The sequence below is a fragment of the Alsobacter metallidurans genome (genome assembly GCF_014636935.1).
Taxonomy (GTDB): Bacteria; Pseudomonadota; Alphaproteobacteria; order Rhizobiales; family Beijerinckiaceae; genus Alsobacter; species Alsobacter metallidurans.
On the sequence record NZ_BMES01000003.1, the window covers coordinates 382,782 to 404,961 of the forward strand.

Annotated in this window: 21 protein-coding genes; 9 read left to right on the forward strand and 12 right to left on the reverse strand. The window is 68.4% G+C overall.

What is annotated here, in order from left to right; translation table 11 throughout:
• From IEV99_RS22685 to IEV99_RS22700, 4 genes are all read right to left on the reverse strand, one after another.
• Positions 1-501, reverse strand: a complete 501-nt coding sequence (locus tag IEV99_RS22685; RefSeq protein WP_188520114.1) for a CAP domain-containing protein — start codon at positions 499-501, stop codon at positions 1-3.
• Positions 498-3,092, reverse strand: a complete 2,595-nt coding sequence (locus IEV99_RS22690) for a DUF3772 domain-containing protein (RefSeq protein WP_188520115.1) — start codon at positions 3,090-3,092, stop codon at positions 498-500. Before IEV99_RS22690 ends, IEV99_RS22685 begins: the two co-directional genes overlap by 4 nt.
• 115 nt (positions 3,093-3,207) lie before the next feature.
• On the reverse strand, positions 3,208-3,741 hold the full coding sequence (gene ppa / locus IEV99_RS22695; RefSeq protein ID WP_188520116.1) for an inorganic diphosphatase: 534 nt from the start codon (positions 3,739-3,741) through the stop codon (positions 3,208-3,210).
• A 114-nt stretch (positions 3,742-3,855) separates the two neighbouring features.
• The gene (locus IEV99_RS22700) at positions 3,856-4,362 is read right to left on the reverse strand and encodes a GNAT family N-acetyltransferase (RefSeq protein ID WP_188520308.1); all 507 of its coding nucleotides are present in this window, start codon (positions 4,360-4,362) and stop codon (positions 3,856-3,858) included.
• A gap of 166 nt (positions 4,363-4,528) precedes the next feature.
• Here IEV99_RS22700 and IEV99_RS22705 point away from each other — a divergent pair, with 166 nt between their 5' ends.
• The gene (locus IEV99_RS22705; protein ID WP_188520309.1) at positions 4,529-5,236 is read left to right on the forward strand and encodes a fused DSP-PTPase phosphatase/NAD kinase-like protein; all 708 of its coding nucleotides are present in this window, start codon (positions 4,529-4,531) and stop codon (positions 5,234-5,236) included.
• On the opposite strand, the gene IEV99_RS22710 is transcribed toward IEV99_RS22705, so the two are convergent.
• The 5 genes from IEV99_RS22710 to IEV99_RS22730 form a co-directional block, all read right to left on the reverse strand.
• Entirely contained in the window at positions 5,223-7,022 is a 1,800-nt protein-coding gene (locus tag IEV99_RS22710; protein ID WP_188520117.1) for an ABC transporter ATP-binding protein, read from the reverse strand. The two genes, IEV99_RS22705 and IEV99_RS22710, sit on opposite strands and share 14 nt — an antisense overlap.
• A 109-nt stretch (positions 7,023-7,131) precedes the next feature.
• On the reverse strand, positions 7,132-7,767 hold the full coding sequence (locus tag IEV99_RS22715) for a 2OG-Fe(II) oxygenase (protein ID WP_188520118.1): 636 nt from the start codon (positions 7,765-7,767) through the stop codon (positions 7,132-7,134).
• Between the two features lie 108 nt (positions 7,768-7,875).
• Positions 7,876-8,160: a hypothetical protein gene (locus IEV99_RS22720; protein ID WP_188520119.1), complete on the reverse strand. Its 285-nt coding sequence runs from the start codon at positions 8,158-8,160 to the stop codon at positions 7,876-7,878.
• Between the two features lie 62 nt (positions 8,161-8,222).
• Entirely contained in the window at positions 8,223-9,902 is a 1,680-nt protein-coding gene (locus IEV99_RS22725) for an acyl-CoA dehydrogenase family protein (RefSeq protein ID WP_188520120.1), read from the reverse strand.
• 94 nt (positions 9,903-9,996) lie between these two features.
• Entirely contained in the window at positions 9,997-10,878 is an 882-nt protein-coding gene (locus IEV99_RS22730; protein WP_188520121.1) for a DMT family transporter, read from the reverse strand.
• 179 nt (positions 10,879-11,057) lie between these two features.
• On the opposite strand from IEV99_RS22730, the gene IEV99_RS22735 reads away from it, so the two are divergent.
• On the forward strand, positions 11,058-11,954 hold the full coding sequence (locus tag IEV99_RS22735; protein WP_188520122.1) for a YihY/virulence factor BrkB family protein: 897 nt from the start codon (positions 11,058-11,060) through the stop codon (positions 11,952-11,954).
• Positions 11,955-11,960: 6 nt separating this feature from the next.
• Here IEV99_RS22735 and ccrA read toward each other — a convergent pair whose 3' ends face one another.
• On the reverse strand, positions 11,961-13,247 hold the full coding sequence (ccrA, locus tag IEV99_RS22740) for a crotonyl-CoA carboxylase/reductase (RefSeq protein WP_244644023.1): 1,287 nt from the start codon (positions 13,245-13,247) through the stop codon (positions 11,961-11,963).
• A gap of 153 nt (positions 13,248-13,400) precedes the next feature.
• On the opposite strand from ccrA, the gene IEV99_RS22745 reads away from it, so the two are divergent.
• Positions 13,401-13,709 carry a hypothetical protein gene (locus IEV99_RS22745; RefSeq protein ID WP_188520124.1) on the forward strand — a complete coding sequence of 103 codons (309 nt, stop codon included), beginning with the start codon at positions 13,401-13,403 and terminating at the stop codon, positions 13,707-13,709.
• 93 nt (positions 13,710-13,802) lie between these two features.
• The gene (locus IEV99_RS22750) at positions 13,803-15,827 is read left to right on the forward strand and encodes a methylmalonyl-CoA mutase family protein (RefSeq protein ID WP_188520125.1); all 2,025 of its coding nucleotides are present in this window, start codon (positions 13,803-13,805) and stop codon (positions 15,825-15,827) included.
• A 99-nt stretch (positions 15,828-15,926) separates the two neighbouring features.
• Here the strand turns inward: IEV99_RS22750 and IEV99_RS22755 are convergent, their stop codons facing one another.
• Positions 15,927-16,814, reverse strand: a complete 888-nt coding sequence (locus tag IEV99_RS22755; protein ID WP_188520126.1) for an HpcH/HpaI aldolase/citrate lyase family protein — start codon at positions 16,812-16,814, stop codon at positions 15,927-15,929.
• Between the two features lie 88 nt (positions 16,815-16,902).
• On the opposite strand from IEV99_RS22755, the gene IEV99_RS22760 reads away from it, so the two are divergent.
• Together IEV99_RS22760 and IEV99_RS22765 are read left to right on the forward strand one after the other, a co-directional pair.
• Positions 16,903-17,628: a DUF429 domain-containing protein gene (locus IEV99_RS22760; RefSeq protein WP_188520127.1), complete on the forward strand. Its 726-nt coding sequence runs from the start codon at positions 16,903-16,905 to the stop codon at positions 17,626-17,628.
• 44 nt (positions 17,629-17,672) lie between these two features.
• On the forward strand, positions 17,673-18,020 hold the full coding sequence (locus IEV99_RS22765) for a hypothetical protein (protein ID WP_188520128.1): 348 nt from the start codon (positions 17,673-17,675) through the stop codon (positions 18,018-18,020).
• Positions 18,021-18,202: 182 nt separating this feature from the next.
• Here IEV99_RS22765 and IEV99_RS22770 read toward each other — a convergent pair whose 3' ends face one another.
• Entirely contained in the window at positions 18,203-19,261 is a 1,059-nt protein-coding gene (locus IEV99_RS22770; protein ID WP_188520129.1) for an aspartate-semialdehyde dehydrogenase, read from the reverse strand.
• Between the two features lie 430 nt (positions 19,262-19,691).
• Here IEV99_RS22770 and IEV99_RS22775 point away from each other — a divergent pair, with 430 nt between their 5' ends.
• The 3 genes from IEV99_RS22775 (at position 19,692) to IEV99_RS22785 (ending at position 22,179) form a co-directional block, all read left to right on the forward strand.
• Positions 19,692-20,558 (forward strand): hypothetical protein, encoded by an 867-nt coding sequence (locus tag IEV99_RS22775; protein WP_188520130.1) that lies wholly within the window; start codon positions 19,692-19,694, stop codon positions 20,556-20,558.
• Between the two features lie 68 nt (positions 20,559-20,626).
• Positions 20,627-20,926: a hypothetical protein gene (locus tag IEV99_RS22780; RefSeq protein ID WP_188520131.1), complete on the forward strand. Its 300-nt coding sequence runs from the start codon at positions 20,627-20,629 to the stop codon at positions 20,924-20,926.
• Positions 20,927-20,994: 68 nt separating this feature from the next.
• The gene (locus IEV99_RS22785; protein WP_188520132.1) at positions 20,995-22,179 is read left to right on the forward strand and encodes a lytic murein transglycosylase; all 1,185 of its coding nucleotides are present in this window, start codon (positions 20,995-20,997) and stop codon (positions 22,177-22,179) included.
• Position 22,180: the final 1 nt, after the last annotated feature.

Consider the following 22,180-nt stretch of genomic DNA (forward strand, 5'->3'; position numbering starts at 1 on the left):
CTAGCGGCCGCCTTCCACGATGATGTCCCAGTAGACGCGGTACTTTGCGCCCGGCCGATCAACCGCCGCGATGCCGAAGCGACGGCCGGCCGGGGCCAGGAGCACGCGATTGTGCGGCGGCGAATCCCGCCAGCCCGAGAACGCCTCGGCGAGCGTGCGATAACCCGCCGAGACGCGCTCGGCCCGGTTGGCGCCAAGCCCGGCCTTCTGCGCCGAGATCGTCGGCGTCTCGCCCCAGGTCGACGTATCCGTCTCGGCCACCCCGCTGGCCCGCCGCCGCGCTTGCGCGACGAGTTCGGCGTCCAGCGCGAGCGGAGCGAGCCCGCTTTTCGCCCGGTAGGCGTTGATCATGTCTAGCGCCGCCGCCTCGTCCAGCGCGGCGCCCTGGTCAAGCCGCTGGTAGAAGGTCGGCACGGTTTCGACGCTGGAAGGAGGCGCGACCGTGCAGCCCGCAAGGCCGACGACCGACAACGTCGCCACGACGGCGAAAAGATGCTTCAAGGCTGGGTTTCCTCCGGGGGCTTCTGCTCAGCCGCAGAGCCGGCGGCATTGTCGTTACGCCCTGTCCGGCGGACGCCAGGCAGCAATCCGTGCCGCAACGCTTCCACTTCGCCGCGCAGATCCGAGATGCCCTCGATCTCGAATTTGGGCGTGCCGGGCGGCTGGCCGATTCCCAGGTCCCGCAGGCGGCGGAAGATCACGAAATGCAGGTCGCTCGACACCCGCGACACCATGTCGACATCCGACACGAACGCGATCAGGTCGAAGCTGAGCTCGTCGCCCTTGATGCTCTTGAACAAGACGCGGGGCGCAGGGTCTTCCATGACGTCCGGGTGCTCGGTGGCTGCGTCGCGCAGCAGCTTCGCGATCATGTCGGCGTCGGCGTGGCGCGGGGCGGGCACCGAGATCAGCACGCGGCCTGTGCGGTCCGCGTGGACCCAGTTCTTGACCACGCCGGACACGAGGTTTGAATTCGGCACGATCAGGGTGCCGCGGTCGAAGGTCTCGATCTGGGTGGCGCGCACGTTGATGCGCCGCACATGCCCCTGCTCGCCGCCCACCACGACCCAGTCGCCGACCCGGATGCCGCGCTCGGCCAGCAGGATCAGGCCCGACACGAAGTTGTTCACGATCGACTGGAGGCCGAAACCGATACCGACCGACAGCGCGCCGGCCACGATCGTGAGCTTGTCGAGGCTGAGCCCCAGATAGCTGACCGACACCGCCGAGGTGAGCACGAAGCCCAGATATCCGAACCCCATCGTGATGGAGTTCTTCAGGCCGGCGTCCAGATGGGTGTGCGGCAGGTATTTTGATTGCAGCCAGCGCTGCACGGCCCGGGTGATGAAGATGCCGCCCGCAAAAAACACGATCGCGAGCAGGATCGTCGACAGCGAGAGCGTCACCCCGCCGATCGTGATGCCAAAAAACAGCGCCCGCACGGACGAGAAGATGTCGCCCGATTCCACGCCCCACGGGGCGAGCAGCAGCAGCAGCGCCAGCCCGAGCAGCACCACGCGTCCGAAGCCGGCCGCCAGAATGCCGATCTGCTCCAGCGAACCGCGCGAAAGCCCGACCGTGGACTGCACCAGCCGCGACGTCCGCCCCCTGTCCGAGAACGCGCCGGTCACGAACTCGTCCAGCAGCGTCATCGAGAGCATCAGCACCGCGATCACGATGCCGGCCCAGGCGACCTGCTCGGCCAGGAACCACGCGAACGCGATGTAGCCCACCACGGCGGCTCCCACCACCGTGGCGACCAGGATCCAGCCCGCGATGCGCAGCGGCCCGGTCAGGTCCGGCTCCGTCGAGACATGCGGCCCGAACGCGGCCTCGTCGCAGGAGTCCACGGACCGGATGAGCTGCAGCGCCCGGCCCACCACGGCCGCGACCGCAAGGGCGAAGAACCCCTTGGTGGCGATCGAGAGCTTCAGGCCGGCCGCGATGCTCTGGTACAGCGTCTCCAGCACGCGGCTGGAGGCCAGCAGCACCGCCATCAGGGTGGCGAGCCGCATCAGCCAGTCGGCGCGGTCGTCCGAGACGTTGTAGAGGCGCCAGTTCATGCGCCCCGGCGCGAGCAACCCGTCCGCGAGCCCCTGCACGAAGCTGATGAACGCGATGCCAGCGACCAGCGAGCCGAACACCGGCTCCAGTCGGGTGGGCAGCAATTCGAGCCCGCGCACGATCTGGTACAGCAGAAACGCCGCCAGGGTAGGGGCGGTCGCGCTCACGAGCGTCACGGTGGCGGCCGCGATCGCCTTCTGAAACCGATTGGGCTGGCCGGCGAGCCGATCGCGCTTCACGAAAGCCAGCGCGAACCGCCGGACTGGCAGGATGAGCAGGAGCGCCAGCGCCAGCGCGCCCGCAAAGCCTGCCGCGCCGGTGGGTGACAGGCGCTGGCGCGCCCGTTCAATCGCGTCCCCGGCCACAACCGAGATCGCCCGGACGTCGTGCGGCGACGACGCGCCCACGTCGAGCCAGAGCGAGGGCGAAAGGACGCTTTCGGAGGGCTGGAACAGCCGCTTGGCGAACTGGTCGCGGCGGCGGTCCACCACTTCCTTGTCGATCTGGTCGACCTGCACGAGGAGGCTGCGCGCCAGCCGGATCGTTTCGTCGACCTCGTTCAGCGCGACGTTGCGCTCGTCGCGCTCCTTGGCGACGTCCGGCGACTCGGGCGGCGACTTGTCGTCGGGCTTCGGGCCGAGCTCCTTGAGGCGCGAACGGATCGCGTCGGCGCGCGGGGTGAGCTCTGTGACGACGCTGCGGACCTGCTCGGCCAGCGGCTCCAGCGTCGGCCGCACCTGCTGCAGCGCCTGGTCGGTTTCCCGGCGGGCAACGCCGGCCTCGAGCTGGTCGAGCTGGAGGCGGATGCCCTCGAGCTTGGTGCGCTGGGCCGTGATGGAGCCCGGCGCGGCGTTGGCGGGAGCCGGAGGAGTTGGCGGCGACGCCGCCGGCGTGGCGGCGGGCGTATCCTGCGCGAACAGCCACTGGGCGTGGCCGCTGCTCATCCACGACAACGATCCGGCCGCCAAGGCGGCAAGCACGGCGAGGCGGATGGCGTAGGGCCTGGCGGCCGTCAGGCGTGCGAGCATGCGATCCTTCCGGTCGGCGAACCCAGGGCGGGCCGCCACGATTCGGCAGCCCGACAAGATGCCCAAGGATGCGACCGAAGCAAGGCGCAGGCTCCCGTGAGCCCGCGATCAGGCCTTACTTGGACGCCTTGTAGCGCTCCACGCCTTCGAGGATCAGCTTGCGGGCCTCCTCGGCGTCGCCCCAGCGCAGGACCTTCACCCACTTGGTGGTCTCGAGGTCCTTGTAGTGCTCGAAGAAATGTTTGATCTGCGCCAGCGTGATCTCCGGCAGGTCGGTGTAGTTCTCGACCTTCTCGTAGCGTCGGGTGAGCTTGGGCGACGGCACGGCCAGGATCTTCTCGTCCCCGCCGGCTTCGTCCTCCATGAACAGCACGCCCACTGGGCGCACGCTCATCACCGCGCCGGGCACGATCGCGCGCGTGTTGGCGACGATCACGTCGCAGGGATCGCCGTCGTCCGAGAGCGTGTGCGGGATGAAGCCGTAGTTCCCGGGGTAGCGCATGGACGTGTACAGGAAGCGGTCGACAACCAGCGCGCCCGATTCCTTGTCCATCTCGTACTTGATCGGCTCGCCGCCGATCGGCACCTCGATGATGACATTGACCTCGTGGGGCGGGTTCTTGCCGAGCGACACCGCTTCGATACGCATCATACTGCTCCGATCGTCCGGCCCGTGCGGCCGGTCTCTTGATAAGGTGGGGTGGGTTGTAGACGCCGCCCGGACGGGCGACAAGAACGACTTTCCGGCAAGGCCGCCGGCGCGTCAGCTCCACCCGAAGGCGAACCGCTGCCGCACTTCGCCGCCGAAGCGTTCCTCCATCTCGCGCACCTTGATGCCGCCGAGATGCCGGTAGAAACCCACCGCGCGCGAGTTGTCGGCCAGCGACCACACGATCAGCCCGCCCATCCGGTGGCCGATCAGGTCCCGCCGCGCGGCGTCGAACAGCCGCCGGCCAAAGCCGAGCCCCTGGAATTCGGGCGCGAGATAAAGCTCGAAGATCTCGCCCCGGTAGGGCGAAACCGCCAGTCGGTTGCGGCCGTAGCTCGCGTAGCCGCGCACCTTGTCGTCGAACTCCAGCACCGCGATGCGCCCGCCGCGCGCGATCACGCGGCTCCACCAGTCGGGGCCGCGCCGCTGCACCATGCGCTCCAGCTCGCGGCCCGGGATGATGCCCCAATAGGCCTCGCGCCAAGCCGCGTCATGCACCGCGGCGACGTCGGAGGCGTCCGCGGACCGGGCGAGGCGGATGGAGATCGCGGCCTGGGTCACCATCGAAGAATAGGCCTCGAACATTCGAGCCGTAAAGACCCGCCCGCGGACGCGCGACGGTTGCGCGCAGACCCGCTCGGCCCCGCGGGATTGCGACGCCGCGCCGCGGCTGCTATGGCCCCGGCTGCACCCCCGCCCCGGAGCCTTAAGCCGCGTGCTGAAGTCGATGAAGCCCGAAGACCGCTACGCCCGCCGCATGGCGCGGATCGCGCGTTGGGACCGGCCCATCGGCGGCGCCTGGGACCGGGTGAAGGCCTGGACCAACATGCTGGCCAGCGACCACGGCGTGTTTCGCCTCGCCTACCTCAACCTGCACAAGGTCACGCCGCAGTTCTGGCGCGCCGCCCAGCCGGCGCCGCCCGACATCCGCGCCGCCGCCCGCCAGGGCCTGCGCACGATCGTGAATCTCCGCGGCGGCCGCGAGCACGGCTCCTGGCCGCTCGAAAAGGAAGCCTGCGAACGCGAGGGCGTCCGGCTCGTCGACTATGTGGTGCGCTCGCGCGGCGCGCCCGACCGCGACGCCGTGCTGGGCGCCAAGCGTTTCTTCGAGACGCTCGACTATCCCGCGCTCGTCCATTGCAAGTCGGGAGCCGACCGCGCCGGCTTCATGTCGGCGCTGTATCTGCTGATCCACGAGAACCGCCCGCTCGACGAGGCGATGGACCAGCTCGCGCTGCGATACGGCCATTTCCGCTTCGCCAAGACCGGGATCCTGGACGCCTTCTTCGAGCGCTACCGCGACGAAGGCCTGGCCCGCGGCATGCCGTTTCTCGAATGGGTCGAGACCGTCTACGACCCCGAGGCGCTGGAGCGGGACTTCAAGCCGAGCTTCTGGTCGGACGTGATCGTGGACGGCCTGCTCAAGCGCGAGTGAGATCGAACTCAGCCATTTCCAGCCCGTCGGCTCCGGCCTGCAGCCGGTGCAGCTTGGCGTAGATGCCGCCCCGCGCCAACAGCGCGTCATGCGAGCCGCTCTCGGCTACGCGCCCGCGATCCAGCACCACGATCATGTCGGCCATCCGGATGGTGGAGAGCCGGTGCGCGATCACGAGCGATGTCCGGCCTTTGGTCAGCACCGCCAGCGCGTCCTGCACGGCCCGCTCGGATTCAGCGTCGAGCGCGCTGGTGGCCTCGTCCAGCACCAGGATGGGAGCGTCCTTGAGCAGCGCCCGCGCGAGCGCGATCCTCTGGCGCTCGCCGCCCGAGAGCCGCGATCCCCGGTCGCCCACGGGCGAGTCGTAGCCGTCCGGCAGCCCCATGATGAAGTCGTGCGCCGCCGCGGCGCGCGCGGCCGCCTCGATCTCGTCCTGCGTCGCGTCAGGCCTGCCAAACGCGATGTTGGCCCGCACGGTGTCGTCGAACAGCACCGCCTCCTGGGTCACCACCGCGACCTTGGCCCGCAGGCTCGCGAGCGTGACGTCGCGGACATCCACTCCGTCGATCCGCACCGCGCCGTCGGTCGCCTCGAACAGCCGTGGCACCAACGATACCAGCGTCGACTTGCCGGATCCCGACCGTCCCACGAGGGCGGTCATCTTCCCGGCCGGCACCACGAGGTCGATGCCATGGAGCGCGACCTGGTCGTCGTAGCGGAACGACACGTTCTCGAACGTGATCGCGCCGCCCGCCACCGCGAGCGGCTGCGCGCCCGGCCGGTCCTGGATCGTCGGCCGCTCGTCCATCACGGCGAACACGCGCGACAGCGACGCCACGGCTTCCTGCAGGATGGCGTTGAGATTTCCGAGCGTCCGCAACGATTGCGCGGCAAGCAGCAGGGCCGTGATGAAGCCCGTGAAGTCGCCGATCGTCGTCTGGCCCTTGATGATGCGCCAGCCGATGAACACCAGCACGCCCGCCACCGCGAAGCCGCCGCCGATCTCCAGAATGGGATCGAGCCGGGAGCGCTGGTTGGCGGACTTCATCTTCAGCCGGCGGATCTGCTCAAAGAATGCGCCGGCGCGCTGCTTGAGGTAGCCCTCCAGCCCGTAGGTCTTGGCCGTGCGGATGCTCGCGAGGCTCTCGGACACCATGCCGGCCATCAGGGCCGTCTGCTCCTGAGTCGACAGCGCGGTGCGCCGCAGCTTCTTGCCGATGCGCGCGATGGCGGGGGCCAGAAGCGGCAGCACCACGAGGGCGATCAGCGTCACCTCCCAGTCGATCCAGAACATCACCCCCACCACCGCGATGGCGGTCGCGAGGTCGCGCAGGAACACCGTCGACAGGCGCGTCAGCGCCTCACGGATAAACGCGAAATCGGTGGTGAAGCGCTGCGTCAGCGCGGCTGGCGTTTCGCGCCCAAGCTGGGCCACGTCCGAATCGATCAGGCTGGCGTAAAGCGCCGTCTGCATATCGGCTTCGATCCGGGTGACGATGCGATTGGTCAGGATCGACTGCGCCAGCATGGCGAAGCCCTTCACGGCCGTCACCAGGATCACCACGAACGGCACGAGCTGCACAAAGCGCTTGTTCTGCTGGTCGAAGGCGTCGAACGCCTTCTTGATCACCACCGGGTAAAGGCTGCTCGCGCCCGCCAGGATGATCACCGTGACGAGAATCAGCGCCAGCTGCCGCCAATGCGGCCGCATCCACTCGGCCCAGAGGCGGCGGACATAAGGAAGCGTGTCATGGCTGACGAGCGTGCGTGCCGGCTTGGTGGCCATCAGAACCTGTTGCGTGCGGCTGGGGAGCGTCGGCACGGGGCCGGCACGTCTCACCCGCTCTTAGCCCATTTCGGCGCAAGAGGCGACGCGGCCCTCGTCGAGAAACCTCTCAGCGGCCGAAGATGCCCTTGAACAGCTTGGCGAGGCTGTTTCGCTTCTTTTTGCGTTCCAGCTCGGCCGCATCCTTGACCCACGCGACCTGCACGACCCGGCGCTCGCCCGCGAAAGGCGGGTGCCCGTGCCAGGAGTTGTCGGCGCGCAGGAACGCGAACATGGTCCCCATGGTGGGCGGAACCTCCAGCACCATGTCGTCAAAATCGTCCGGGCCGCGCAGCACCCGCAGGCGACCGGCGCCGCCGTCGTCCCAGGCGTCGTTCATGTAGACCAGCAGCGTCATCACCTTGCTCGGCCCGTCCGTGTGGGGGCGGCCGTCCTTGATCTGCGAAATCTTCCGGATGGTGGTCAGCCGCGGATAGGGGCTGAGATCGAGGCCGAATTTCTCCGAAAGCAGCGCAGTCAGGCGCGGGCCCTCGAGTTCGTCGATCAGCGCCTTGAAGGCGCCCTTCACCTCGACGTCGTCGACGGTCAGGAATCCCGGCTTCGTAATATTCGGGAACTCCTCGCGCAGTTGCGGAACCATGTCCTTGCGCAACACGTCCGAAGCGAGAAAGAAGCTATAGGGCTCGCGCGACACTGGCGCGGCGCGCACCACGTCCGAATCGATGATGCTCGTCTCGGCGGCCATGGTCTCCCCCGTGGCGCAACATTCGCCCCCGGGGTAATTTCTAGCGATTGCTACCTAGAGGTGCAATTTTACGAATCCCAATGTGGCCGAACCTGCAGCGCAGGGCCGTCAGGGAGCGCGGCAGCGAACCCAGAGCGCGTGCGGGTAGGCGTCAGGACGATCGGCTACGTCAGAGCAGCGCTGGCCGTCGATGACCCGCTCGCTCTCCTGCCCGACCTTCCGGGTCGTGATCGCGCCGGTTGTCTCGGCGGGGTCCTTGCGGATCGGCGCCGGAGCGGCCGCCTGGCTGTCGGCGGGCGGCGAGGAGGCCTGCTGGGCCGGGCGTTCCTCGCCGAAGGCCGGGGCCGCCAAAGCCATCCCGGCCAGAATAACCAAGCCTGCCAGTGTGCGCATTGAACTCTCCTTTGGGAGATCAACGCCTTAGAGGCGGTGCGGTTCGCCGCTGCGGCTGTGGTCTAGTTAACGCCGTCCAGCAGACGGCGGGCGATCACCTGCGCCTGGATCTCGGCCGCGCCCTCGAAGATGTTGAGGATGCGGGCGTCGCACAGCACGCGCGAGATTTCGTATTCGAGCGCGAAGCCGTTGCCGCCATGGATCTGTAGGGCGTTGTCGGCCGCCGCCCAGGCGATGCGCGCACCCAGCAGCTTGGCCATCCCGGCCTCCACGTCGCAGCGCTTGCCGTCGTCCTTGGCGCGTCCGGCGAAATAGGTGAGCTGCCGGGCGATGTTCACCTCCACGGCCATCATCGCGATCTTGTCGGCGACACGCGGGAAGGCGATCAGCGGCTTGCCGAACTGCACGCGCTCCTCGGCGTAGCGCAGCCCGATGTCGAGCGCCGACTGCGCGACCCCGACCGCACGGGCGGCGGTCTGGATGCGGGCCGACTCGAAGGTCTGCATGAGCTGCTTGAAGCCCTGGCCCTCGACGCCGCCAAGGAGGTTCTCGGCCGGAACCTCGAAGCTGTCGAAGGCGAGCTCGTATTCCTTCATGCCGCGATAGCCGAGCACCTCGATCTCGCCGCCCGTCATGCCGCTGGCCGGAAACGGATCCGCGTCCGTGCCGCGCGGCTTTTCGCCGAGCAGGATCGACAGGCCGCGATAGCCGGGCTCGTCCGGGTTGGTGCGCACCAGCATGGTCATGACGTCGGCGCGCACCGGATGCGTGATCCAGGTCTTGTTGCCCGTGACCTTGTAGACGTCGCCGTCCCGCACGGCGCGCGTCTTCAGCGAGGCGAGGTCCGAGCCGGTGTTGGGCTCGGTGAACACCGCCGTGGGCAGCACCTCGCCGCTGGCGATCAGCGGCAGCCACTTGGCCTTCTGCTCCTCGGTGCCGCCGCCGATGATCAGCTCGGCCGCGATCTCCGACCGGGTGCCGAGCGAGCCGACGCCGATATAGGCGCGCGACAGCTCCTCGGAAACCACGCACATCGAAACCTTGGAAAGGCCGAGCCCGCCGAATTCCTCCGGCAGCGTGAGCCCGAACACGCCGAGTTCGGCCAGCTTGGAGACGACCTCCATCGGGATGTACTCGTTGCGCAGGTGCCAACCATGCGCGTGCGGCAACACCTCGGCCTCGGCGAATTTCCGCATCTCGGCGCGGATGGCCTCCAGCGTTTCGTCGAGCCCGCTGTCGCCCATCGTGGGCGCGCCCTGCGCGTCGCGGATGCGGGCCACCAGCCGGGCGCGGTGGGCCGGCGTGTTGCCGTCCGCGATCAATGATTCCACGGCGCCCGTCCGCCGCGCCGCGATCTGCGCCGCCGAGAGGCCGAGCGCCGGCAGGCGGATGATCTCGCCCTGGCTCATCGGAATGCCGCCGAACGCCTGGGCGCAATACTCGCCCACGCCGATCGCGATCAGCAGTTCCTCGGTCTCGCCGTAGCGTCCTTCGGCCTGCAGCAGCCGCCCATAGGCGGCGAGCTCGCGGATGGCCTCCGCATAGGTGGCCAGCCAGGCGAGGCCATGCGCGGCGTGCTGCTCCTGCTCGAGCAACGCCGCCGAGATCTTGCCGTCACGGCTGACTTTCGCCCGCACCGCGGCCGTGGCTTCGCCCGCGAGAGCCGACACCGCCGCGGCGGCGTCTTCGGCCAGCGCGAGCCAGTCGGGGGCGTCGTGGGTTCGGGCGGCGGCGACGGACATCGGGGGCTCCTCGGCTCCTGCACGGCGTTTTTCGCAATGCAACATGGCGCGGAGCGCAGCCCTCGGCAATGGGCCTTTTGGCGGGCGCGGGCTGTCAGCTTTTGCGTGTCGCGAGCGCCACGCCCGCGCTGGTAACCACCATTCCGACCACCTGAACCGGGCTCAGAGTCTCGCCGAACAGCAGAAACGCCTCGATCGCGACGGTGGGCGGCACCAAATAGATCAACGCAGCCGCCCGCGAGACCGCGCCGTTGCGGATCAGAAGGAGCAGCAACCCGATCGCGCCGAGCGACAGCGCCACCACGGACCACGCCATGGTGAGCACGACCTGGAGGTTCCACTCTACCCGCATGGGCTCCAGCAGCAGCGCGGCCGGCGCCACCGCCAGGAAAGCTCCCGCATATTGCAGCGCCGTGATGGTGCGCAGGTCGCCGGTCGCGACGAAACGCTTCTGGTAGAACGAGCCCAGCGTCACCCCGACCATGCCGACGAGGTTCACGACGATCGGCGCCGCGACGGCCGAAAGCCCGGCCGCATCCACGCCAGTGAGCTTGGGCTGAAGCACAAGCGCGATGCCGACAAAGCCGAGCGCGATCCCGATCCATTGGCGGCCCGAAATCTTCTCGCCGATCAGCGTCGGCGCCAGAAACGCCGTCATGATCGGCTGCACGGCCGCGATCAGGCCGGAAACGCCAGTCGGCAGCCCGTGCGCGATCGCCCACCAGACGCCGCCGAGATAGATTGCGTGGAGCAGCACGCCCGACGCCATCGCGTGCAGCGCCTCGCGGCGGGACGCCGGCCAGGGCGCGCCGGCCAGCCGGGCGATGAGGCTCACCAGCGCGCCCGCAATCGCGAAGCGGATGGCCAGAAACGTCAGCGGATCCGCATAGGGCGCGCCGTAGCGGGCCGAGATCCAGCCGGTCGACCAGATCAGGACGAACACCGCCGGCGCGGCGCGCAGCAGGCTGGGGGACACGCGGATGCTTCTCCGGTTGGCGGGAGGACGTCCCGGACGGGACCTGCGGCGTTCTGGCCAGGAACGCCCCCATAGCAAGGGGCGTTGTTGCGGTCGAGGCTCAGCCGGGCCATATCCTTTTGGGATCGCCACGCGATCCACGATATCGCCACGCGGCGTCGAGGAGAATACACGGCCCGATGCGGCGATTGCCACGCATCATCTATGACGCCTATTGGCGCTTCGTCGAGGACGACGGGTGGGCCATCGCGTCCCATATCGCCCTGTCCGGGCTGATGTCGCTATTTCCGTTCCTGATCTTCGTGACATCGCTGGCCGGATTCTTCGGCTCCAAGCAGCTCGCCGACGAAGTCGTGGGCCTGCTGCTGGAGGCCTGGCCGTCGCGCGTGGCAGACCCGCTCAGCAACGAGATCCACAACGTGATGAACAACGCCCGAGGCGACATCCTCACGGTGGGCGTGCTGCTGGCGATCTACTTCTCGTCGAACGGCGTCGAGAGCCTGCGCATCGGGCTCAACCGCGCCTACCGGCTCAAGGAGCACCGCGCCTGGTGGCTGCTCAGGCTGGAATCCATCGCCTACGTGCTGGTGGGGGCGGCGGCGCTCTTGTCGCTGGCCTTCCTGGTCGTGCTCGCCCCGATCCTGTGGCAGACCGCGATCCTGTATGTGCCGCAGCTGCAGCCCTACAACTACGTGATCACCATCGGCCGCTTCGGCGTCGCGACCCTGATCATCGTGTCAGCGCTGCTGATCCTGCATCTCTGGCTGCCCTGCGGCCGCCGCGCCTTCCGGGAAATCGTCCCCGGCGTGGCGCTCACGGTGGCGCTGGCGCTGTCGTGCGGCCACGCCTTCGGCATCTATCTCGCCAAGGCGGCCAACAACTACGCATCCACCTATGCGGGGCTGGCCTCCGTGATGGTCGCGCTGGTGTTCCTCTACACCATCGCGTCCATCTTCGTGTATGGCGGCGAGTTCAACGCCGAACTCGCCCGCGTGCGCGAGACCTACGCCGAGCAGGAACGGCGGCTCAACGTCATCGAGCGCGGCCGCGCCTTCCTGCGCCGCCGCCGCGCCTGAGACCGCTCAGCCCGGCTGGTTTTCGAGCACGTCGTCGAACGACCGCAGCCCGGCCCGCTGGGCGTTCACCAGCACGGCCATGTTGCCGGGCGCATGCTGGTTCTTCCACATCTTGGTGTGCGCCACCGGGATCTTCTCCCAGGGGAACACCTCGCTCATGCAGGGGTCGATCCGCCGGTCGATCACGAACTGGTTCGCGGCCGTCGCCTGCTTCAGATGCGCGAAGTGCGAGCCCTGGATGCGCTTTTGCCGCATCCACACGAAGCGGGCGTCAAAGGTGAGGTTGAACCCCGTCGTGCCGGCGCAGAACACCACCATGCCGCCGCGCTTCACCACGAAGGTCGACACCGGGAACGTCTGCTCGCCCGGGTGCTCGAATACCACGTCCACGTCCTTGCGGCCCGTGATGTCCCAGATCGCCTTGCCGAACTTGCGCGCCTCGCCCATGAAGGCGTTGAACTCCGGCGAGTTCACGGTCGGAAGCTGCCCCCAGCAGTTGAAGTCCTTGCGGTTCAGCACGCCCTTGGCGCCCAGCCCCATCACGTAGTCGCGCTTGGTCTCGTCCGAGATCACCCCGATCGCGTTGGCGCCTGACGCCGCGCACAGCTGCACGCCGAACACCCCGAGCCCGCCTGACGCGCCCCACACCAGCACGTTGTCGCCCGGCCGGATCGTGTGCGGGGCATGACCGAACAGCATGCGGTAGGCGGTCGCGAGCGTCAGCGTATAGCAGGCGCTCTCCTCCCAGGTGAGATGCTGCGGCCGCTTCATCAGCTGGCGCGACTGAACCCGGCAGAACTGCGCGAAGGAGCCGTCGGGCGTCTCGTAGCCCCAGATGCGCTGCGACGACGAGAACATCGGGTCGCCGCCATTGCACTCCTCGTCGTCCCCGTCGTCCTGGTTGCAGTGGACGATCACCTCGTCGCCCACCTTCCAGCGCTTCACCTTGCGGCCCACCGCCCACACGACGCCGGAGGCGTCCGATCCTGCGACGTGCAGCGGCTGCTTGTGTCCGTCGAACGGCGAGATCGGCTGGCCCAGCGCCGCCCAGACGCCGTTGTAGTTGACGCCCGCCGCCATCACGAGCACCAGCACCTCGTCGTCGCCGATGGTCCAGGTCGGAACGGCCTCCAGCTGCATCGCGTCCTCGGGCGGCCCATGCCGCTCGCGGCGGATGGCCCAGGCCCACATCTTGGCGGGCACGTGGCCGAGCGGCGGGATCTCGCCGATATCATACAGGTCCTTGACGGCCCGGCTCTTGGGGGCGGGCTCGGCGGTCTGGGTCTGGGCCACGGCGATCCTCCTTGGGGGAAATGTCCCGGTGATCTTACCCGCCATGCTGCACTGCGCCATAGGGCGAAGGGTTGAGGCCGGCCCCGGCGTTAACGATGGCTTTGTACGGAACCGTTATTCTGAAGCCAGGCTGCACCGAACATCGCGGATCGAATGGACCTTCTTCGCACCTTCGGTTTTGGACAGATCCCGCAGGACGCGGTGAACTGGGCCCTGTTCGGCATTCTGATGGTCAGCATGATCGGCGCCTGGATCGTCGACAGCATCATGCAGGATCTCGGATTCGGCGTCTTCTTGAACGGAGCGCTGTTGTTTTTCGGCTCCATCGCCGGGATCGTGCTGTGGAACATGTACTACATGCCGATCACCAGCACAGACGCGATGCTCGTGGTGGCGGTGGCGGTGGGCTCCGGCTTTCTGGCGGTTCTCCTGGCCGGCGGCCTGCGCAGCCTCACGCACTGACGTTCAGACTTTAGCCGGGTGGCGGCCCGCACGGCCTTGCCGCATGTTGCCGCAATGCAGCATGATAGCGAGAGCCAACCGGAGACCGCACGCATGAGCCCCGACCGCGGCCGCCCCGAGCAAGACAAGCCCTGGATCTTCCGCACCTACGCGGGCCATTCCACCGCGGCCGAGTCGAACAAGCTCTACCGAAACAATCTCGCCAAGGGCCAGACCGGCCTTTCCGTCGCTTTCGATCTCCCCACCCAGACAGGCTACGACCCGGACCACGTTCTGGCCCGCGGCGAGGTCGGCAAGGTCGGCGTCTCCATCGCGCATCTGGGCGATATGCGGGCGCTGTTCAGCGATATCCCGATCGCCGAAATGAACACTTCGATGACCATCAACGCCACGGCGGCTTGGCTGCTGTCGCTCTATGTGGCGGTGGCGGACGAGCAGGGCGCGCCGCGCAAGGCCCTGCAGGGCACCACTCAGAACGACATCATCAAGGAATATTTATCGCGCGGCACCTACGTGTTCCCGCCCGCGCCCTCGATGCGGATGGTGAAGGACGTGATCCTGTTCACCACCGCCGAGCTGCCGAAGTGGAACCCCACCAATGTGTGCAGCTATCACCTGCAGGAGGCTGGCGCGACGCCAACCCAGGAGCTCGCCTATGCGCTCGCCACCGCGGTGGCGGTGCTCGACACCGTGAAGCAGGAGGGCGTCGACGAACGGGTTTTTGCCGAGGTGGTCGGCCGCATCTCGTTCTTCGTCAACGCCGGCATGCGCTTCGTCACCGAGCTGTGCAAGATGCGGGCGTTCACGGAGCTCTGGGAGGAGATCACCCGCGAGCGCTACGGCGTCACGGACGAGCGCCACCGCCGCTTCCGCTACGGCGTGCAGGTAAATTCGCTCGGCCTCACCGAGCCCCAGCCCGAAAACAACGTCTACCGCATCCTGATTGAGATGCTGGCCGTGGTGCTGTCCAAGAACGCCCGCGCGCGCGCCGTGCAGCTCCCGGCCTGGAATGAGGCGCTCGGCCTGCCGCGTCCCTGGGACCAGCAATGGTCTCTGCGCATGCAGCAGGTCATGGCCTATGAGACCGACCTGCTCGAATACGGCGACATCTTCGACGGCTCAGTCGAGATCACCCGCAAGGTCGAGGAGCTGAAGGACCTCGCCCGCGCCGAACTCGCCGCCATCGACCGGATGGGCGGGGCCGTGGCGGCGGTGGAAAGCGGTTACCTGAAGCGCATGCTGGTAGAGTCCAACGCCCGCCGCATCGCCGGCATCGAGGGTGGCGACCAGACCGTCGTCGGCGTGAACCGCTGGCGCGAAACCGAGCCGTCGCCGCTCACGGCCGGCGAAGCCTCGGTGATGACCGTTCCCGAGCAGGTCGAGATCGAGGCCATCGGGCGCATTCGCGCCTGGCGCAGCGAGCGCGACCAGAAGGCCGCGGACGCCGCCTTGGATGCGCTGTGCGCAGCCGCCCGCGAGGGCCGCAACGTCATGGAGCCCTCCATTGCGTGCGCCAAGGCGGGCGTCACCACGGGCGAGTGGGGCGAGGCCCTGCGCGAGATCTTCGGCCAGTACCGCGCCCCGACCGGCGTGACTCCCGAGACGCGCACCTCCGACGCGCAGCGCGACGTGAGCCTCCTGGTGGCCGATCTTGCGGCCGAGCTCGGCGAGCAACCCCGCATGGTGGTGGGCAAGCCCGGCCTCGACGGCCATTCCAACGGGGCCGAGCAGATCGCCCTGCGCGGCCGCGACGTCGGCTTCGACGTCACCTACGAGGGCATCCGCCAAACGCCGGCCGAGATCGTCGCCCGCGCGCAAGAGAGCGGCGCGCACGTGATCGGGCTTTCCATCCTGTCCGGCTCGCACGTGCCGCTGGTGCGCGACGTCATGGCCCGCATGCGCGCGCAGGGGCTTGGCCACGTCCCGGTGGTGGTCGGCGGCATCGTGCCGCCCGAGGACGAGCTGGTGTTGAAGAACATCGGCGTCACGGCCGTCTACACGCCCAAGAACTACGTGATCGACGAGATCATGAAGGACATCGTCCGCATCGTCGCGAAAGCCCCTCGGACCGCACCTCAAGACGACGCGCCCGCGCCGCGGCGGGCCGGGCGGCGGTGATCCGGACAGCTTGAGGGCCGCCATCGCCACCTTCAATGGTCGCGATCTAAACGAAGCGGCATGATCGATCGGGCATCGACGTGGTGACGGCGCGGGAACTCACCCCCGCGCCGCGATCGCGTCCGCGATGGCGACGACGCGCTTGCCCATTTCGGCGTGGAGGCGCTCCACCATCTTGCCGTTGAGCTGCAGCGCCCCCTTGTCGCGGTTCTCCGGAAGGTCGAACGCCGCGATGATCGCGCGCGACCATTCCACCTCGGGCGCGGTGGGGGCGAAGATCGCATTGGCGGCGGCGATCTGGCTGGGATGAATCAGCGTCTTGCCATCAAAGCCCAGGTCGCGCCCCTGCTCGCACTCCGCCTGCAGCCCCGACTCGTCCGTGATGCCGTTGAACACGCCATCCAGGATGTCGAGTCCATAGGCCCGCGCAGCCGTGACGCTCACGGACAGCCAATGCAGAAACGGCAGCCGGTCGCCCGTGAACCGCGCGCGCGTTTCCTTGGCGAGATCGTTGGTGCCCATCACGAAACAGGTGAGCCGATTGGCCGGGTCAGCCGCCGCCGCCGCGATCGCCTGGATATTGAGGATCGCGAGCGGGGTCTCCACCATCGCCCAGAGTCGCGTATGCTCCGGCGCGCCCGCCTGGCTCATGATCGACGCAACGCGCACCACCTGTGCGGGCGACGACACCTTGGGGACAAGGATGGCGTCCGGTCCCGCCGCCGCCATGGCCTTGAGGTCGTCCTCTCCCCACGGCGTATCGAGACCGTTGATGCGCCCGACCACCTCGCGGGAGCCAAACCCACCGGCCCGGATTGCGGCTCCGACCTGCTCGCGCGCCGTCGCCTTCGCGTCTGGCGCAACCGCGTCCTCGAGGTCCAGGATCACCCCGTCGACGTCCAGCGTCCTGGCCTTTTCGAGCGCACGGGCGTTGGAGCCCGGCATGTAGAGCACGCTGCGGCGGGGGCGGATGGCGGTCGGCGTCATGGCTCACCTGAAGGATCGTTTTCGCAGTGCAGCATAGACGCGGTCGTTTGGGCGCGCCATCGTCGGAAAGGCGGAAGCGGAGGCCACAATGGCGCGTTGGTTGGCGGGAGTGGACGGCTGCAAAGGCGGGTGGGTTGCGGCGGTGCGCGCTCCACGCGCAGCTGGGCCGACGATCGAGGTCTTCGCCCGCTTCGCCGACCTTCTGGACCAATTGCCGGCCGACGCCATCGTGGCGGTCGACATGCCGATTGGGCTGCCGGAACGGATCGGCCCCGGCGGCCGCGGCCCGGAAGCGCTGCTGCGGCCACTGCTGGGCGAGCGGCAATCCTCCGTGTTTTCGGTGCCGTCGCGCTCCGCCGTGAGCGCCCCCGACTACGCGGCGGCCTGTGCGGCCGCGCTGGCCACCTCCGACCCGCCCCGCAAGGTGTCCAAGCAATGCTTCTTCCTGTTTTCCAAGATGCTTGAGATAGACGCCCTGCTCCGCGCCGATCCGGCGCTTCGGACGAGGGTCTTCGAAAGCCACCCCGAAGGCGCATTCATGCGCCTGAATGGCGGCCCGCTTACCGAGCCCAAGAAGGTGAAATCGCAAGCCTATGGCCCCGGGCTGGAGCAGCGGCGCGCGCTGCTGGAAAGCGCCGGCCTGGCGCGATCCCTTCTGGCCGCCAGGCCGCCGCGCGGGGCCGGCGCCGACGACGTGCTCGACGCTTGCGCGTGCCTGGTCACGGCCATCCGGCTGGAGCGCGGCGAGGCCAGCAGCCTGCCCGCGCAGCCAGCCTTTGACGCGCACGGCATCCCGGTCGCAATCTGGATGTAACGCTGCGCGGCGGTTCTCCGTCGCGTGATCACCAGGGCAAGCCCGTGACCGACACTCTTCATCCAGGCTGGCCCGACCGTGACGCCCTCCGGGCGCTCGCCCGCATCGTGGCCTATCGGCCGGCCGAGCCCACCGCCGTGCTCTCGCCCGACGACCTCGCTGTCGCCCGGCGGCTGTTGTGGGACACGCCTCCGGCGACCGCCGATGACCTGGACGTCGTGCGCCAGTGCCAGGAGCGTGTGGGCGCCATCAACCAGTGGCTCACCGGCGCGCTGCTGGCCGGCTTCGAAGCCGCGCAGGCGCCCCCCGCCCATGATTGCCCGTGGGTGAGATGGATGCTCAACCTGGAAACAGGATCGCGCTCCACGGGAAACGGCGGCACGCAAACATGACCCAGAACGCTGGGGCCAAGCTGCAGCGCGCGCCCTCTGCCTGACACAGGGAGAGGGCTGGGGTGGGGGCCTCCCCACCTCTGCAATGTCTTCAGTCAGCGTTTGGACCGCCCTCACCCTGCCCCTCTCCCCTGCTGGGGAGAGGGAACGCGCCGGGATATTGAGCTTCCAGGAAGACGTGCTTAAGCGGCCTTGGGCTTCAGCAGCTTGCGGTTGATGATCGCCTCGGCGATCTGCACGGCGTTCAGGGCCGCGCCCTTGCGCAAATTGTCGGAGACGCACCAGAACGCGAGGCCGTTCTCCACCGTCGAGTCCGTGCGGATGCGCGAGATGTAGGTCGCATCCTCGCCGGCCGCCTCGTGGGGTGTGATGTAGCCGCCGTCTTCCTGCTTGTCGATCACCAGCACGCCGGGCGAAGACCGCAGGATGTCGCGCGCCTCGTCGGCCGTGATCGGATTGGCGAACTCGACGTTCACGGCTTCCGAATGCGAGATGAACACCGGCACCCGCACGCAGGTGGCCGTGAGCTTGATCTTGGGGTCGAGGATCTTCTTGGTCTCGACGTTCATCTTCCACTCTTCCTTCGTGAACCCGTCCTCCATGAAGACGTCGATGTGCGGGATCACGTTGAAGGCGATGCGCTTGGTGAACTTCTTGTTGGCGACTTCCTGCAGGGAGTAGAGCGCCTTGGTCTGGCGATCGAGCTCCTCCATGCCATCCTTGCCGGCGCCGGACACCGACTGGTAGGTCGACACCACCACGCGGGTGATCTTGGCCTTGTCGTGCAGGGGCTTCAGCGCCACCACGAGTTGCGCCGTGGAGCAGTTCGGGTTGGCGATGATGTTGAGCTTGTCCCGGCGCGCCATGTAGTCGGCCAGGACGTGCGCGTTGACCTCCGGCACGACCAGCGGCACGCGCTCGTCGTAGCGCCAGCAGGACGAGTTATCGATCACCAGGCAGCCCTGCGCGCCGATGCGCGGCGACCACTCCTTGGAGACGGCCGAGCCGGCCGACATCAGGCAGATGTCCGTCTTCGAAAAATCGTGGTGGTCCAGCGACTGCACCTTCAGCACGCGGTCTCCGAACGAGACCTCGTGGCCGAGGCTGCGCTGCGACGCCAGCGCGATCACCTCGGAGATCGGAAACGCTCGCTCCTCAAGAATGGAGAGCATCTCGCGGCCCACATTGCCTGTGGCCCCCACGACCGCCACGCGAAAACCTTCGGCGCCCTTCGAACTCATGATCGTGTTCCTATCGTCTTTGAGATCTTTCCCCCGGATCGAGCCCACCTGACAGGCGGGTCCTCTTCCCCCGCCAGGGGATGATCCGGAGCGAGGACGAGCGTCAGCGCGCCGCGCCGCCTTTGGCGGCCGGCGTTTTCGTCGTCGTTTTGAACGTGACGAAGCGCATGGCGAGACGCTGTTCCGGAGGCGCTTGCGAGGAAGCGCCGATCGCGCAGGAGAAGCACGAGCGGGGGCGCGAAGTCAATCCGTCGTTTGCGGGTCTCTGGGCCGTCGCGTTAACGCTGTCGGTCAACCCAGCGTTGACTCTCCGCCGCGAAAGCCCCGTCGCGGTAACGAGCGACTCAACAGATTGCCGACAATTGGAGGGATCGGAGCCTCCGAAAGGCTCATCGCGCCCCAGGACGGGGCGGCGGAACGGGGTTGCGTCATGTCCCAGGCGACGTTGGACTTTCCGGATCTGGAGCGGGCCACAGGGCCGTCGCCTGCCGACATCGGCCTCGGCCGCGCCGCATGGGCGATCGTACAGGCGATCGGGGTCGGCCGCGTCGCCGGGCTGGCCGGCGCCGTGGCGCTGATTGGCGGCGTGCTGCTGTTGAATCCCGATCTACCCCGCTTCGCCCGCTCTGATGACGCGCCGGCCGCGACCGCGCCGACCGAACCGCTAAGCTGGGTGCAGGTGTCGCGCCCGATCGCAATGTTTGCGCTGGACACGACCCTTCTGCCGCGCGAGGGCCGCGCCATCGAGGCGCGCCGCCATGCAGGCGGCGGCGGGCGCGAGGAGATCCAGTCCTTCGGCCGCCCCGAGGCCGGCCAGCCCTTCGCCCGATTGGTCGCCTATCGCCCCGGCTCGGAAGCCGCAGCGCCTGGCTCGCTCTTCCTCGACACCGCCCGCCGCGCAGCCGAGGCCGGCTACGCGGTCACCCGCAGCGCCGTCCCTGTCCCCACCCCCACCAAGTTCGGCGCGGCCGAGAGCGCGGATGTGGTGCTCTCGCGCGCGGGCGCGCAGTACGCGTGCGTAGCCTGGCGCGTGCTCGCGGAGGACGCGGACCTGCGCCTCTCCGGGTGGATGTGCGGCGGCGCGGACAGGCCCGCGGACCGGCTCACGCTCTCCTGCGCGCTCGACCGCCTGGACCTCGTGGGCGCGGGCGATGACCGCGCGCTCAAGGCGTACTTCACGCGCGCCGAGCGCAACCGCCTGCCCCAGTGCGCGACCCGCGCGACCCCCGGCGGCCGGCGCGCCGGCTGGCTCGACGCGGACGCCGAGCGCGCGCTGCGCCTGCGCTCGCATTCGTGATCCCGCGCCGGGACCCACGAGCCCTCGAAAATGTTGTATAATCACGAACCCAACATGCGAGGCATATGATGTTCCGTCACGCCGCAATCCTGGGCCTCGCGGCCCTCACGGGCGCGCTCTCGGTCGCCACCGCGGACGCGCAGACCCGCCGCCGGACCAACGAGATCACGGTCACCGGCCGCTCCTACCTGAACGCCGGAACGATGGTGAAGCCCGGCACGGGCTACCAACTCAACTACGTCTATGTCGGCCAGGGCAACGCCACCCCGGTCTATTCCAACATCAACAGCCGGTTCGGCGGCGAAACCCTGCCGAGCCGCTGGGACCTGCCGAACTGCTGCGGCACGACGGTGAATTTCGGCCCCTGAGCGCGGCTGGCTGAACATCGGCTTTGCGCGGGATTCCTGTCCCGCGCGAAGCCGTCTACGATGGCGGGATGATCCTCCGAATCGCCACCTTCGCCGGCCTGCTGATCGCCGCCGCCACGCCCGCCGCCGCACAGGCGGATTTCGGCGGCTGCCTGTCCGCCCTGCGCTCCACGATCGTCCAGGGGGGCGTCTCGGCCGCCACATTCGACGCGGCCACGCGTGGGCTCCAGCCCGACATGAAGGTGCTGGACTTTTTGAACGACCAGCCCGAGTTCAAGACCCCCATCTGGGACTACCTCGCCGCCCTGGTGGACGAGGAACGCGTCGCGGACGGCAAGGCCATGCTGCGGCAATGGAGCCAGGCGCTGGCCACGGCCGAGAGCCGCTACGGCGTCGATCGCCACGTCATCGTGGCCGTCTGGGGCGTCGAGTCGGACTTCGGCAAGGCCATCGGCAAGCGGCCGCTGGTTCAATCACTCGCGACGCTGTCCTGCTACGGCCGCCGTCAGGGCTACTTCCGCGGCGAGCTCGCCTCCACGATGAAGATCCTCGACCGCGGCGACGTCGCGCCCGAGCACCTCACCGGCTCCTGGGCCGGGGCCTTCGGGCACACGCAGTTCATGCCCTCCACCTTCCTGCGCCTTGCCGTCGACCTCGACGGGGACGGGCGGCGCGACGTGGTGGATTCCATTCCGGACGCGCTCGGCTCCACGGCCAACTTCCTGAACAAGGCCGGCTGGGTGTCGGGCGGAACATGGGGCTTCGAGGTGAAGCTGCCGCCGGGCTTCAACACCGGCCTCGCGGGCCGCACCAAGAAGCGCCCGATGGCCGATTGGGAGCGGCTCGGCGTGCGCCGGATCGACGGCCGCGGCATGCCGGGCGGTTCAGCCGGCCTGATGATGCCGGCCGGCCCGAACGGCCCGGCGTTTCTGGTGACCAAGAACTTCGAGGCTATCTATGGTTACAACGCCGCCGAGAGCTATGCGCTCGCGATCGCGCACCTGTCGGACCGCCTGAAGGGCGGCGGCCCCATCGTGACGCCGTGGCCCACCAACGATCGCGGGCTGTCGCGCGCCGAGCGGCGCGAGGTCCAGGCGATGCTCAACCGAAAGGGCTATGACGTCGGGCAGCCTGACGGCGCGATCGGAACCAAAACCAGGCAGGCCATCGCGGATTTTCAGGTGAGGAATGGAATGGACCGCAACGGCCGCGCCTCCGGGTCCGTGCTGGATGCGCTGCGGGCCGGGCGCTGAG